Here is a 13,565-nt window from a genome sequence, read left to right as displayed (position 1 = left end):
TGGTGAGGGGCGACCTGGACGAGACGCTGGCCCGACTGGCCCGGCGCGAGGAGGCGCGGCGCCGGCGGACCAACGACCGTGACGACAGCATGCCGCCGCCGGGCCTTCCCGGGCCCGGCCCGGACGAGGTTCGCGGCGGCGGGGCGGGACGGCACGACCCCCGGCACGCGGGGACGGACTCCCCGGGCGAGGCCGCCGGGTGGGGTCCGGTCGAGGAGGTGGCCGAGGCGGTCCGTCAGGTCGTCGGCGGCCACCCCGGACTGGTGGTGACCGTGCAGGTGCAGCACGAGGGGCAGACGTACCCGATGCGGGTCTCCTGGGACGGACCGGACGTCACGGTCGGGCCGGTGCCCCCGGCGGCGCCTGTGGAACCCCCGCCGGCCTGGCCGCTGTCCGGCCGGACGGTCCCCGAGTGGGCGCCCGGCCCGGACGGGTTGACCCCGGATCCGGCGGCCCGGTTGGCCGAGCTGATCCGGCGGGACCCGTCGCTGTTGGACGAGTTGGATCCGCGGCGCTGACCGGCGGGGCTGGCCGGCGGCGGCTACGGTCGGGCGGTGGCGCAACCCGACCTGACCCTGACGGCGAGCCTACGGCCGGCCGCGCTGGACGCCCGACGGGGCATCGTGCGACTGCATCCGGAGGCGCTGACCGCGCTGGGGCTGCGGCCCGGCGACCCGGTCCGGCTCACCGGCCGCCGGGAGACGGCGGGGATCGTGGCGACCGCCGGGCCGGGCGCGAGCAGCGCCCTGCTGTACGCCGACGACCTGACCCTGGGCAACCTGGGTGTGCGCGACGGCGCTCAGGTGCGGGTCAGCCCCGTGCCGCTGGTGCCGGCGGGCCGGGTCGTCCTGGCCGGGCCGGTGGAGGTGGTCGCGGCGGTGAGCCCGGAGATGCTCCGGCTGGCCCTGCTGGGCAAGGTGCTCACCGGCGGCGACGACGTGTCGCTGCTGCCACAGGACGTGCTGCCGGACGCCTCGGTGCGCAGCCTGGTCGAGGCGGCTCGACGCAGCCTCGCCAACACCGTCGGCTTCGCCTGGACCAGCACTCTGCTCACCGTACGCACGGTCGAGCCGGCCGCCGGCGCTCTTGTCACGATGGACACGGTGATCGGCTGGGAGCACGGCCCAGCCACCCACGGCGGGCCCGCCCCGGTCGACGCCGGGTCGACGCCGCCGGCCCGGACGGACGACGCGGCAGCGGCGGTGGACCAGCCCGACGACACCCCGGACGTGGACGAGCTGCCCGGGCTGCGCACCCAGGCCGAGGAGCTGACCGAGCTGCTCGACCTCGGCTTCCACCACCGGGAGGTGTTGGGCCGGCTGGGCACCGCCATCTCGCTGGGGGTGTTGCTCGTCGGTCCGGCCGGCTCCGGAAAGTCGGCGCTGGTCCGGGCCGTCGCCGCCCGGGTGGGTGCCCGCGTACACCCGCTGTGGGCGCCCGAGGTGGCCGCGTCGACGAACCAGGCCGCCGCCGACCGGTTACGCGCCGCGGCGACGGCGGCCCGAGCCGGCGGGCCGGCGGTGCTGCTGGTCAGCGACGTCGAGGCGCTCGCACCGGCGGAAAGCCCCGGCCCGGTGGCGACGGTGTTCCGTCAGGTGCTCGCCGAGTGCGTCCGGGCCGGTGTCGCGGTGGTCTGCGCCACCGGCCGGCCGGAGGCGGTCGACCCCGCGCTGCGCGCGCCGGACCTGCTGTCGCTGCGGATCAGCATCCCGCTTCCCGACCAGGCGTTGCGCCGCGAACAGCTCACCGTGCTGACCCGGCAGGTGCCGCTGGCCGACGACGTCCGGTTGGACGAGGTGGCCGTGCGTACCCCCGGGTTCGTCGCGGCGGACCTGGCCGCGCTGGTCCGGGAGGCCGGGGTACGCGCGGCGCTGCGGCAGAAGTCCGCCGAGACGCCGACGGTGTCGATGGCCGACTTCACCGCCGCCCGGGAGGTGGTCCGGCCGACCACGATGGCCGCCTCGACCCTGGATCTGGCGTCGGTGACCCTCGACGACGTGGGCGGCCTGGACGACGTCAAGCAGACGCTCACCGAGTCGGTGCTGTGGCCGTTGACCTACCCGGACACCTTCGCCCGGCTCGGGGTGCAGCCGCCGCGCGGTGTGCTGCTCTACGGGCCACCTGGCTGCGGCAAGACCTACCTGGTCACCGCGCTCGCCGGCTCGGGCCGGGCCAACGTGCTGTCGGTGAAGGGTGCGGAACTGCTCTCCAAGTGGGTCGGTGAGAGCGAACGCGCGGTCCGCGAGCTGTTCCGCCGGGCCCGGGAGGCGGCCCCCACCCTGATCTTCCTGGACGAGGTGGACGCCCTGGCGCCGGTACGCGGGCAGGCCACCGACGGGGGCACCACGGACCGGGTGGTCGCCGCGCTGCTCACCGAACTGGACGGGGTGGAGACGTTGCGCAACGTGGTGGTGGTCGGTGCCACCAACCGGCCCGACCTGGTGGACCCGGCGCTGCTGCGACCGGGCCGGTTGGAGCGGCTGGTCTACGTGCCACCGCCGGACGGGCCGGCCCGCGCGGAGATCCTGCGAGCCGCGTCCCGGCAGGTGCCGCTGGCACCTGACGTCGACCTGGCGGCCCTCGGCGACGAGCTGACCGGCTTCTCCGCGGCGGACTGCGCGGCGCTGGTCCGGGAGGCGGCGCTGGCCGCGATGCGGGAGTCACTCGCCGCCGCCACGGTCACCGCCGGGCACGTGGCGACGGCACGGGCCCGGGTACGCCCGTCGTTGGACCCGACCCAGGTCGCGGCGCTTGCCGCGTACGCGGCCCGGCGGGACTGAGCGCCGTTCCCAACCTTTTGGCGGCTCCGGAGTGTTATTAGGGCGTCACATTCCTCTGTGGAGTCCTCCACCTGGACGTCAGGCGGTGTTTCTTGCGCAAGCTACTGTCCCTTCTTCTCGTCCCCCTGGTCGCGGCGGCGACCCTGGCCACTGTCGGCACGCCGGCGACCGCCCATCCGGCGAAGCCGTTCCCGGCCCGGATCGCCCTGCCCGACGGGTTCACCCCGGAAGGGTTGACGATCGGTCGGGGCACCACCGTGTACGTCGGGTCCGTCCTGGACGGCGCGGTGTGGCGGGGTGACCTTCGTACCGGGCGCGGCTCGGTGCTGATCCCGGGCACCCTCGGCGCCGCCAAGGCAGGCCTCAAGATCGACGAGCGGGGCCGACTCTGGACCGCCGACTTCACCGGCGGCGGAGCCAGCGTGTACGACCCGGGCACCGGTGCCAGGTTGGCCCACTACCCGTTCACCACCGACCCCAACACCCTGGTCAACGACATGGTGATCACCAAGCGGGCGGTCTACTTCACCGACTCCACCCGACCGGTGCTGTACGTGGTGCCGCTGGGCCCGGGTGGCCGCCTGCCCGCCCCCGCCGCCGCCCGGGTGCTCCCGCTCACCGGTCCGGGCGCGACGCCCGACGCGTTCAACAACGGGATCGTGGCGCTTCCGGACGGCGACCTGCTCGTCGCGCAGATGTTGACCGGCCAACTCGTCCGCGTCGACCCGAGCACCGGCGGCAGCAGCGTCTTCGACCTCGGCGGCTACTCGGTGGACCGGGCCGACGGGCTGGTGCTGCGCGGTCGCACCCTGTACGTGATCCGGAACCTGACAAACGTCATCGCGGTGGTCCGGCTCAACGCCGGCTACACCGCCGGGACTGTGCAGCGGGAGATCACCGGTCCGCAGCTACGGTCGCCGGCCACCGGTGACCTGTTCGGCTCGGCGCTGTACGTGGTGAACGGCCGGTTCGACGTGGAGTCGACGCCGACCACCGACTTCGACATCGTCCGGGTGCCGGCCTGATCCACGCGGTCGGCGGTGGCCCCCGCGGTCACCGCCGACCGACCCGGCACCCCCGCAGCGCCTCAGAGCGCCGGCGGCGTCGAGTCCAGGCAGATCTCGGCTCGCACCTTGCCGTCGTCCTCGTACAGTTTGGCGCCGCACTTGTGCAGCACGGCGACCGCGCCGATGTTGTCCGGGGTCGTCTCGGCGACCACCACCCGCATGCCCGCCCGAGCGGCGGCGTTCAGTAACTCCCGCAGGGCCGCCGCGCCGATCCCCTGCCCGCGCGCCGAGCGACCGAGCCACATGCCGGTCTCCACCGTGCCGGGCTCGTCACAGCGCGTCATGCGGACCATGCCCAACACCTCGCCACCGACGAGGATCGCGTACATCTGCGAGCGGGTCGGGCCGTCCAGTCCGCCGAAGCTGGCCCGATGGAACTCCCGAAACGCCTCTCGACGGGCGAGCGACCAGCCGGCGGGGGCCTCGACGGGAGGCATCACGTCGCTCGGCTCTGCCTCCGCCGCCGCTACGGAGAGCAACGGCTCCAGGTTCTGCTCGTCCACCGGCTCCAGCCGGACCGCACCCGCCACGTGCCGCAGTCTGCCGCTCTCATCGGCCGAAGTCCACCCCATTCGCCATCCACTGGCGGTCCGGCCAGCGGTACCGGCCGGTCGGGCGGGCGAGGTGTTCCGCATCACGCTCTGTTGTCACCCGACCGGGTGTCAGGGTGTGCAAACCGCTGGCGCGACCTCGCCGAACACCACCGACGCGGCGACATTCCTCGCGGGCAGGGCAGGGCAGGGCAGGTGGCGGTCAGCGGCGACGGTTGCGGGCGCGCGACGAGCGCAACCGGCGGAGCCGGCCGATCAGCATGGGGTCGGCGGCCAAGGCGGCCGGGTTGTCGAGCAGCCCGTTGAGCAGTTGGTAGTACCGGGTCGACGAGACGCCGAAGGTGTCCCGGACGGCCTGCTCCTTGGCGCCGGCGTGCCGCCACCACTGCTGCTCGAAGGCGAGGATGGCCCGTTCCCGTTCGGTGAGCGCGACCGTCGGGGCGCCTGGCGCGACGTCGACCTCGTCGTCCGGCTCGGGATCGTCGGTGCTCTCGATGGGCGGCACCGGCCGCGGAGTCGGCACCGCCGGCGCGACAGCACCCGCGACCTCGCTGCGACGAGCGTCAGTGGACGGCTCGGGGGCGGCCGGGGTGGCGTCGGCGGACATGGCACTCAGCCTAGCCAGGGACGACCCCGGTCGCACCAGCCGGCGCGGCCGGCCCCGCGCCGCCGGGAACCCCGACGGCCGGGCCGACCGCGCCGCGTCAGATCGGTCGGATCAGGTGATGTCGCGGCGACGCATCGCCCAGAGCGCCGCTCCGAGGATCACCACCACCGCGACCGAGATCCCCACCGAGGACTGCTGCCAGGTGATGTTCAGGGTCTCCGGTTCACACGACCCGCTGAGTGTCGCGTTGCAGGAGTTCCAGTCCTCCAGCTTGACCGTCTTGAACATCCAGGCCACCAGATAGGTGGGCATCAGGTACGCCTCGGGCCAGCGCACGTTCGCCAGCCCCAGCAGGATGCCCAGGCCGAACTGGCCGACCACCATCACGGCCACCACGCCACCAAGGGCCATCGCGGTGTGCCGACCCAGCGACGCCAGGGCGAAGCCGATGGTGGTGAGCACCAGGACCAGCACCACGCCCCGCACGCCGGTCAGCGCGAACGACTGCCAGGTGCCGGAGGTCATCTTCTCGGTGCTGCCGCGGAACGTGGCGACCGCCCAGAACCCGGCGAACCAGAGCACCGCGGCGGGCAACGTCACCGCCAGCATGCCGGTGAGCAGCGCGGCCAGCTTGGTGAGCAGTACTGTGAGCCGCTTCGGCCGCCAGAGCAGCAGGTTCATCATGCCGCCGGTGCTCCACTCGGCGCCGATGAAGGACGCGCCGACGACGAACCCGACCAGGGCGAGGATCGCCGCGAACGGGAGCAGCGTCTCGTCGAACGTCTCCTTGAAGTCGAACGTCGAGGGCAGGAACCAACTCGCCTGGATCTGGTCCCGGGACGGGGCCGTGATCATCGAGCAGTCATCCGGGTAACGGCCGTCGCTGTCCGTGCCGGCCGCCTTGGCCTGCTCACACGCGGTGCGCTCCTGCTCACTCCAGCGCACCTGCTCCTGGTACTGCTGGTCGGCCTGACGCTCGGCCTTCGCGAGCTGGCCGGCGTCGAGCTTCTGGTTGGTGAAGAACACCCCGACGACCACCGCGGCCAGCACCAGCAGGCCGAGCAGCGTCATGTACCTGGTGAACCGCCGCTTGGTGAGCCGGCGCAGCTCCGTACGAAAGAGGCTCACGCGCCCCACCCTCCCGCGGTGGTGCCGGGCTGACCCGTCCCACCGACCTTCATGGACTCGTCGACCTGCCGGTGCTGGCCGGGGACCGGCGCGGTGGACGTCAGTTCGAGGAAGACGCTCTCCAGATCGACGGCGATCGGCGCCAACTCGCTGACGTAGAGGTTGCGCTCGGCGAGCAGGCGGGTCACCGTGGCCGGCTTGTCGACGCCCGTCAACATCAGGTGGTCGGGGTGACCGGTGACCCCGATGCCGGCCGTGGTGAGCGCCTCGGTGGCCACCGGCAGGTCGCTCACCGCCTCCAGCCGGACCCGGACCGCGCCGGACGAGTGCTGCGCGAGCACCTCGTCGACCGGACCGAACGCGACACGCCGACCCAGCGAGATGATGGTGACCGAGTCGCAGATCAGCTGGATCTCGCCGAGGATGTGGCTGGACAGCAGCACTGTCATCCCGGATTCCGCGAGACCGCGCATCAGCGTGCGCATCTCCCGGATGCCGCCCGGGTCGAGGCCGTTGGCGGGCTCGTCGAGGATGAGCAGCTTCGGGTTCTTCAGCAGGGCCGAGGCCACGGCGAGCCGCTGCTTCATGCCCAACGAGTACGTCTTGACCCGCTCGTCGGCCCGGTCGCGCAGCCCGACGAGTTCCAGCACCTCGTCGACGCGGACGGCCGGCACCCCGCCCGCCCCGGCCAGCAGGGACAGCGTGTCCCGTGCCGTGAAGTGCGGGAAGAACTGCGGGCTCTCCACGATCGCGCCGACCTGGCCGGCGACGGTGGGCAGGGCGTCGGGGACCTCGTGTCCGAGCAGCGCCATCCGGCCGCCGTCGGGTCGGATCAGGCCGAGCAGGGTACGCAGCGTGGTCGTCTTGCCGGACCCGTTGGGGCCCAGGAAGCCGTGCACCTGCCCTGCGTCGACCCGCATGTCGAAGCCGTCGAGCGCGTTGCGGGTACCGCGTCGACGACTCTTGTACGTCTTACGTAGACCTTCGATCTCCAGGACAGCAGGCAAGCTGCACCTCCCCCAATGGGTGGGCGTGACAGCCGACACCATACGCGGTATGCAGACGCGCGCAATACGCGGTATGCACCGACGCGCCGAATGGGTCAATCCATCGACGGAGCGTTACCGCTCAGGCGCAGATGACCTGTACGCCGGCGGCGCGGAACGCGTCCACCAACTCCGGGGCGGCGCCGGAGTCGGTCACCAGCGTCTCGACCCGCTCGATGGGACAGATCCGGGCGAAGGCGTGACCGCCCAGCTTGGACGAGTCCGCGATGATCACCACGCGTTTGGCCCGGGCCACCATCAGGTTGTTCATCGCGGCCTCCCCCTCGTGGTGGGCGGCGGCACCGAGCTGCGGGTCGATGGCGTCCACGCCGAGCAGCGCGACGTCCAGGGTGACCTCGCGCAGCAGCGCCCCACCCAGCGGGCCGACAAGTTCGAACGACTTCGGGCGCACCACGCCGCCGGCCACCACGACCTTCATCCGCGACCGGACCAGCAGCTCGTTGGCGATGTTCAGCGCGTTTGTCACAACGGTGAGCTGGGCGCCCTCGGCGCTGGTGTTCAGGTCCGGACGCACGGCGAGCGCCCTCGCCACCTCGGTGCTTGTGGTGCCGCCGTTCAGGCCGACCACGGTGCCCGGTGCGACGAGCGCGGCGGCGGCCGCGCCGATCCGCTGCTTCTCCGCCGAGTGCTTGGCCGTCTTGTAGCGCAGCGGCAGGTCGTACGACACGCCGTTCGCGACCGCGCCGCCCCGGGTCCTGGTGATCATCTGCTGTTGGGCGAGCTGGTCGAAGTCACGCCTGATGGTGGCCTGGGAGACGTCCAGCCGCTCGGCTGCCGCCTCGACGCTGACCCGGCCGTTGTCGGTCAGCATCTCGAGCAGGGCGTTCCATCTGGCGTACCGGTCCACCGCGGGGGCCCTCCCAGTGACTGCACGGACGGTGATTGATTGCGTGCACACTAGTGCGCGAAACTAGGCTTGCGCAAAAGGCAGTCCTGCGCGATCGGTTGGTCAGTTGCCACGGCCACCGGCGTTCGCGCAGAATGACGCGCGAAATGCGTGCTTAACGAGCCGTATTGCGCACCGGTCGCCCCTGCGAGGAGTTTCCCATGACGTACGTGGAAGCGGAGATCGCGAGCCAGCCCGACTGCTGGCGGGAGGCGGCCGCGCTGGCCGGTGTCGTCCACGGTGACCTGCCCCGCCCCGGTGAGCGAGTGGCCGTCGTCGGTTGCGGCACGTCGTGGTTCATGGCGATGGCGTACGCGGGCCGCCGCGAGCACGCCGGCCAGGGTGAGACCGACGCGTTCCAGGCGTCCGAGTTCCCCGCCGGCCGCCACTACGACCGGCTGATCGCGATCACCCGCTCCGGCACCACCACCGAGGTGCTGGACCTGCTCGCCGCGCTGCGCGGGCGGACGCCGACCACTGTCCTCGTCGGCGACCCGGCGTCACCGGCGGTCGAGCTGGCCACCGCCGCGGTGACGATGCCCTTCGCCGACGAGCGGTCGGTGCTGCAGACCCGCTTCGCGACCACCGCGCTGGCCCTGCTCCGGGCCCACCTCGGCGACCCGGTGACCGCGCTCGCCGCCGACGCCGAAGTCGCGGTGCGATCCCCGCTGCCGATCGACCCGGCCACCATCGGGCAGGCCACCTTTCTCGGTCGCGGGTGGACGATCGGGCTGGCCCAGGAGGCAGCGCTGAAGTGCCGTGAGGCGGCCACCTTCTGGGCCGAGGCGTACCCGGCAATGGACTATCGGCACGGTCCCATCTCGGTCGCCGCGCCCGGCAGACTGGTCTGGGCGTTCGGCGATCTGCCCGACGGGCTACCCGAGGATGTGGCCGCCACCGGGGCTGCCTTCGTGCACAGCCGCACACACGGTTGGCGCACGGTGCTGGGCAGTTGGTCAGCCGGTCGTACCCCGGTCGACCCGATGGCCGACCTGATCCTGGCTCAACGCTTCGCGGTCGCGCTGGCGGCCAGCCGAGGCCTGGACCCGGACGCGCCCCGACACCTGTCCCGGTCGGTGGTGCTGGCGTGACGAGCGGCGACGCCGGGGCCACCGAGCAGGTCGTCGTCGCGCTGGATGTGGGCGGCACCGGCATGAAGTGCGCCCTGGTCCGACCGGACGGCGTCGCGGTACGCACCGAGCGGCACCCCACGAACGCCGCGCGCGGCCCGGCGGCCGTGGTCGGCACGATCCTGGACGTGGCCGTCGGGCTGGCCGACAAGGCCCGAGCCGACGGGCTGACGCCGATCGCGGTCGGCATCGCCGTGCCCGGAGTGGTGGACGAGGCGCGCGGCGTGGCGGTCTGGTCGGCGAATGTGGGCTTCCGGGACGTACCCCTGCGGGACCTGGCGGTGGCGCGGCTCGGCCTGCCCACGGCGCTCGGCCACGACGTGCGCGTGGGTGGTCTCGCCGAGGCGCGGCTCGGCGCCGGGCGCGGCACTCCGCACGTACTGTTCGTGGCCATCGGTACCGGCATCGCCGCCGCGCACGTGGTCGACGGCTCGGCGTCCGTGGGCGCGCACGGCGCCGCCGGGGAGATCGGCCACATCCTGGTCCGGCCCGACGGCCCGCGCTGCGGCTGTGGTCGCCCCGGCTGCCTGGAGACGATCGCGTCGGCCGCCGCCATCGGCCGCCGCTACGCCGAACTGGCGGGTGGGGCGGCGGACGCTCCGGTGACGGCGGCCGATGTCGCCGAGCGGGCCGCAGCCGGGGAACCACTCGCCGGCCAGGTCTGGCGGGAGGCCATCGAGGCGCTCGCCGACGGCCTCGCCACCGGGCAGGCCCTGTTCGACGTGGCGACGATCGTGCTCGGCGGCGGCCTGGCCCAGGCCGGGGACCGGCTGCTGACCCCACTGCGGGCGGCGCTGCACGAGCGGATGACCTTCCATCGGGAGCCGCGGCTGGTCGCGGCAGCCCTCGGCGACGAGGCCGGCTGCCTCGGCGCCGCCCTGCTCGCCCTGGACGCGGTACGCGTCCGTGACCAGGACGCCGTGCGCGTCCGTGACCATCAGGAGGAGCGATGACCGTGCGGGTGGACGGCCGAGTGGTGACCCCGAACGGTGTCATCCGACAGGGCTGCGTCGAGTGGGACGGAGATCGGATCACCGCGGTCGCCGAATATCCGTCGGTCCGGGACGGTAACTGGATCCTGCCCGGCTTCGTCGACATGCACACCCACGGCGGTGGTGGGCACACCTTCACCACCGGGGACGCCGACGAGGCCCGAGCGGCGGCCGACTTCCACCTCGCGCACGGCACGACCACCCTGTTGGCGAGCCTGGTCAGCGCGCCCTTCCCGCTGATGCGCGCGGCGACCGAGGCGTTCGCTCCGCTCGTCGACGAGGGCGTGCTGGCGGGAGTCCACTTCGAAGGGCCCTACCTCTCCGCGGCCCGCTGTGGGGCGCAGAACCCGGAGTACCTGCGCGACCCGTCGACCGACGAGTTGACCGAGCTGATCGAGCTGGGCCGGGGCGCGGTCCGGATGGTCACCCTCGCCCCCGAACGCGACGGCGCGCTGGAGGCGATCAAGCTGCTCACCGCACAGCGGGTGGTGGCGGCGGTCGGCCACACCGACGCGACGTACGAGCAGACCCGCGCGGCGGTCGCCGCCGGCGCCAGTGTCGGCACCCACCTGTTCAACGGCATGCGCCCGGTGCACCACCGCGAGCCGGGGCCGGTGGTCGCCCTGCTCGACGCGCCCACAGTCATCTGCGAACTTGTCGCCGACGGGGTGCACCTGCACGACGGGATGCTGACCTTCACCGCCGCGACAGCGGGCCCGGACCGGGCGGCGCTGATCACCGACGCGATGGCCGCCGCCGGAATGCCCGACGGCTCGTACGAGCTGGGCGGCCAGGCCGTCACCGTGACCGACGGGGTGGCCCGACTCGCCCGCGACGGTGCCATCGCCGGCAGCACGCTGACCATGGATGCCGCGCTGCGGCACGCGGTGAACGCCGGAATCCCGATCGCCGACGCGGCGCGGATGGTGGCCACCACCCCCGCGCGCGCCATCGGCCTGGGCAACCGGTTGGGCTCCCTGCAGGTTGGCCTGCGCGCCGACCTGGTGGTGCTGGACGCCGACCTGAACGTGGTCCGGGTCCTCCGCGGCGGCTCCTGGCTGGAGTGAGGCGCCCAAGCCGGCGGGCCCGTTCCGCCGCTGCGCGATCCTGGACGGGCTGCACCCCTGCACTACTGCGCACCCTGTAGAGCTGCCCCACGTGCGGGGCAAGGACCTCGGGCGGGGCAGAACCTCAGACGGTGACTGCCCCATTTCTGGGGCAGCTCTACAGGACGCGTCTACATCCCCACGAACTCCGATCCGCCAGCACGGCGACCCCGGCCAAGCGGAGGCCGGCTCAGCTCAGGGCGGGGACGTCGACGCCGAGGATGGCCTGCTCGTCGGGGCGGTGCACAAGCACGTCGGCCAGGTAGGACTGAACCGCGTGGCGCATCCCGACATCTCGGCCGGCCTGCTCGGAGAGCAGCCACTTGTGCTCGATGATCTGCGCGAACAGCTCCTGCGGCTCCAGCTTGCGGCGCAGATTCGCGGGTACGGCCCGGACCACCGGCTCGAAGACCTCGGTGAGCCAGCGATGCGCGGCCTGCTGCTCGTCGATCAGGTCGCTCTCCGCCCGGTAGGCGTCCAGGTCGTTGAGCAGCTTGCGCGCCTGGTTCTCCTCGGCGTCGAGACCGGTGAGCCGCAGCAGCCGCCGGGTGTGGTAGCCGGCGTCGACGACCTTCGGCCGAACCAGGTAACGCCCGTCGTCGATCGAGGACATGGCCACCTCAGCCACGTCGAAGCCCAGCTCGTTGAGGCGGCGGATCCGGCCCTCGATGTCGTGCCGCGCCTCCCGCTCGACCGCCTGCTCGTAGGTGATCTCGTGCCAGAGCCGCTCGTAGCGCTGCACGACCTCCTCGCAGACCACCTCGGGGTCGATGGACTCGTGCAGCAGGCCGGCGGCCTGCAGATCCAACGCCTCACCGAAGATGTTCACCCGGGCGATCTCCAGGTCCTCACCGCGCTGACCGTTGGAGAGCGAGTTGTGCAACGCGCCGGTCTCCGCGTCCACGAGGTAGGCGGCGAACGCCCCCGCGTCCCGGCGGAACAGCGTGTTCGACAGCGAGCAGTCACCCCAGAAGAACCCGGTGAGGTGCATCCGCACGATCAGGGCCGCGAGCGCGTCGAGCAGCCGGCTCATCGTCTCCGGCCGCAGGGTGTGCGAGAAGAGCGCCCGGTACGGCAGGGAGAACTGGAGGTGCCGGGTGATCAGCACGGATTCCAGGGCTTCCCCGTCCTCGGTCTGCCGGTCGGCGACCACCGCCACCGCCTCGACCGACGGGAAGTCGATCCGCTCCAGGGCCCGGAGCAGGTCGTACTCCCGCTCGGCGATCCGCTCGCGGGTCTCCTTGAACGCGTAGACGTAATCACCAAGCCGGACGAACCGGACGACGTGTCGGGAGATGCCCTGCGGCAGCGCCACCAGGTGTTGGGCAGGCCACTCCTCCAGCGGTGTCGACCAGGGCAGGTCGAGCAGCGCCGGGTCCACGAGGGCAGACGTGATCCGCACGGGCACAAGCATGACGCCTCGCCCCCGCCTCCGCCTCCGATCGTGGTTGGGCCCACAGCGCCGACCACCCCGGCCTCGCGCCGGGCCGGTAGCGTGGTCGCGTGCTCAAACCCACGGCGGTACGACGTGACCTGCGGCTACGGCCCGTCCGCCCGGCCGGCTGGTGGTTCGACGCCCTCCTCCTGGCCGGGTTCGGTGCGGTGACCATGGCGCTCGCCACAGGTGCGTTGCTCGGGCTGGACCTGGCGGTCCGGGAATGGGCGTACGCCCACCACCCGGCACCGATCTACTGGACGGCACGGGCGTTCAACCTCATCGGCCAGGGGGGCTGGCTGTTGACGCCCCTCGCTGGGGCGCTCGCCGTGGCGGTGGCCTGGCGCAGGCGCACCGTGCGGCCGCTGCTGCTGGTGGCGGGGGCGTTCGTGCTCCTCTACCTGACGGTCGGGCCGCTCAAGGTCCTGACCGACCGGGCCGCGCCCAGCTCGGATCTGCCGCCGACCCAGTCGGTCCGGATCTTCAATGACCTGCCGCCCACCGAGTACGACCTGTCCTACCCGTCGGGGCACGTCGTCAACGCCATCCTCTGGTACGGGGTGATAGCCGTGCTGCTGACCGCGCTGACGGCTGGGCGACTGCACCCGAGGGTGCACCGGCTGATCCGGTTCGCCCCGCCGGCCATCCTGCTGGTCACCACGACCTACCTGAACTTCCACTGGCTCACCGACGGCGTGGCCGCCCTGCTGATCGGGCTCTTCCTGGACCGGTTGCTGCATCGGGTGCCGTGGGACGACGTGCCGCTCCCCGGGCGGTTACGCGCATGGGACCGGCCGTTCACCTCGTACCCCTAGG

The 13,565-nt window shown here is 72.7% G+C and carries 13 protein-coding genes; 7 read left to right on the top strand and 6 right to left on the bottom strand.

The window, feature by feature from the left end; translation table 11 throughout:
• The first annotated feature begins 2 nt into the window (after positions 1–2).
• From ACGFH8_RS21455 to ACGFH8_RS21445, 3 genes are all read left to right on the top strand, one after another.
• On the top strand, positions 3–518 hold the full coding sequence (locus ACGFH8_RS21455; RefSeq protein ID WP_393369670.1) for a hypothetical protein: 516 nt from the start codon (positions 3–5) through the stop codon (positions 516–518).
• 36 nt (positions 519–554) lie between these two features.
• Entirely contained in the window at positions 555–2,780 is a 2,226-nt protein-coding gene (locus ACGFH8_RS21450; protein WP_393369667.1) for an AAA family ATPase, read from the top strand.
• Between the two features lie 92 nt (positions 2,781–2,872).
• On the top strand, positions 2,873–3,805 hold the full coding sequence (locus ACGFH8_RS21445) for an SMP-30/gluconolactonase/LRE family protein (protein ID WP_393369665.1): 933 nt from the start codon (positions 2,873–2,875) through the stop codon (positions 3,803–3,805).
• Between the two features lie 62 nt (positions 3,806–3,867).
• Here ACGFH8_RS21445 and ACGFH8_RS21440 read toward each other — a convergent pair whose 3' ends face one another.
• The 5 genes from ACGFH8_RS21440 to ACGFH8_RS21420 form a co-directional block, all read right to left on the bottom strand.
• Positions 3,868–4,377, bottom strand: a complete 510-nt coding sequence (locus tag ACGFH8_RS21440) for a GNAT family N-acetyltransferase (RefSeq protein WP_393369663.1) — start codon at positions 4,375–4,377, stop codon at positions 3,868–3,870.
• A gap of 223 nt (positions 4,378–4,600) precedes the next feature.
• Positions 4,601–5,005, bottom strand: coding sequence for a DUF3263 domain-containing protein (locus tag ACGFH8_RS21435; RefSeq protein ID WP_393369661.1), 405 nt, complete (start codon positions 5,003–5,005; stop codon positions 4,601–4,603).
• 111 nt (positions 5,006–5,116) lie between these two features.
• Positions 5,117–6,133 (bottom strand): ABC transporter permease subunit, encoded by a 1,017-nt coding sequence (locus tag ACGFH8_RS21430; protein ID WP_393369659.1) that lies wholly within the window; start codon positions 6,131–6,133, stop codon positions 5,117–5,119.
• Positions 6,130–7,140: an ABC transporter ATP-binding protein gene (locus ACGFH8_RS21425; RefSeq protein ID WP_393369657.1), complete on the bottom strand. Its 1,011-nt coding sequence runs from the start codon at positions 7,138–7,140 to the stop codon at positions 6,130–6,132. The genes ACGFH8_RS21430 and ACGFH8_RS21425 overlap by 4 nt, the downstream gene beginning before the upstream one ends.
• A gap of 121 nt (positions 7,141–7,261) precedes the next feature.
• A complete protein-coding gene (locus tag ACGFH8_RS21420; protein WP_393369654.1) occupies positions 7,262–8,047 on the bottom strand; it encodes a DeoR/GlpR family DNA-binding transcription regulator in 786 nt (261 codons plus the stop codon).
• 200 nt (positions 8,048–8,247) lie between these two features.
• On the opposite strand from ACGFH8_RS21420, the gene ACGFH8_RS21415 reads away from it, so the two are divergent.
• The 3 genes from ACGFH8_RS21415 to nagA are packed head-to-tail and all read left to right on the top strand — an operon-like array spanning position 8,248 to position 11,275.
• Positions 8,248–9,177 carry an SIS domain-containing protein gene (locus tag ACGFH8_RS21415; RefSeq protein ID WP_393369651.1) on the top strand — a complete coding sequence of 310 codons (930 nt, stop codon included), beginning with the start codon at positions 8,248–8,250 and terminating at the stop codon, positions 9,175–9,177.
• On the top strand, positions 9,174–10,169 hold the full coding sequence (locus ACGFH8_RS21410) for an ROK family protein (RefSeq protein ID WP_393369648.1): 996 nt from the start codon (positions 9,174–9,176) through the stop codon (positions 10,167–10,169). Before ACGFH8_RS21415 ends, ACGFH8_RS21410 begins: the two co-directional genes overlap by 4 nt.
• Complete coding sequence (gene nagA / locus ACGFH8_RS21405; protein WP_393369645.1) at positions 10,166–11,275, top strand: N-acetylglucosamine-6-phosphate deacetylase; 1,110 nt, start codon at positions 10,166–10,168, stop codon at positions 11,273–11,275. Before ACGFH8_RS21410 ends, nagA begins: the two co-directional genes overlap by 4 nt.
• A gap of 229 nt (positions 11,276–11,504) precedes the next feature.
• On the opposite strand, the gene ACGFH8_RS21400 is transcribed toward nagA, so the two are convergent.
• The gene (locus tag ACGFH8_RS21400; RefSeq protein WP_393369643.1) at positions 11,505–12,728 is read right to left on the bottom strand and encodes a DUF4032 domain-containing protein; all 1,224 of its coding nucleotides are present in this window, start codon (positions 12,726–12,728) and stop codon (positions 11,505–11,507) included.
• 89 nt (positions 12,729–12,817) lie between these two features.
• On the opposite strand from ACGFH8_RS21400, the gene ACGFH8_RS21395 reads away from it, so the two are divergent.
• Positions 12,818–13,564 (top strand): phosphatase PAP2 family protein, encoded by a 747-nt coding sequence (locus ACGFH8_RS21395; RefSeq protein ID WP_393369640.1) that lies wholly within the window; start codon positions 12,818–12,820, stop codon positions 13,562–13,564.
• Position 13,565 lies beyond the last annotated feature (1 nt).

Origin of the sequence: Micromonospora sp. NPDC049175, from assembly GCF_043197345.1 — a bacterium.
In the GTDB taxonomy this organism is placed as follows: domain Bacteria; phylum Actinomycetota; class Actinomycetes; order Mycobacteriales; family Micromonosporaceae; genus Micromonospora.
Note: the sequence above shows the minus strand (reverse complement) of the source record. Positions and strands in the feature narration are given on the sequence as shown.

Bases quoted from the DNA above. Each gene is read 5' to 3' on its own strand.
- ACGFH8_RS21435 (WP_393369661.1), bottom strand. From the start codon at position 5,005: ATGTCCGCCGACGCCACCCCGGCCGCCCCCGAGCCGTCCACTGACGCT.
- ACGFH8_RS21415 (WP_393369651.1), top strand. From the start codon at position 8,248: ATGACGTACGTGGAAGCGGAGATCGCGAGCCAGCCCGACTGCTGGCGG.
- nagA (WP_393369645.1), top strand. From the start codon at position 10,166: ATGACCGTGCGGGTGGACGGCCGAGTGGTGACCCCGAACGGTGTCATC.
- ACGFH8_RS21400 (WP_393369643.1), bottom strand. From the start codon at position 12,728: ATGCTTGTGCCCGTGCGGATCACGTCTGCCCTCGTGGACCCGGCGCTG.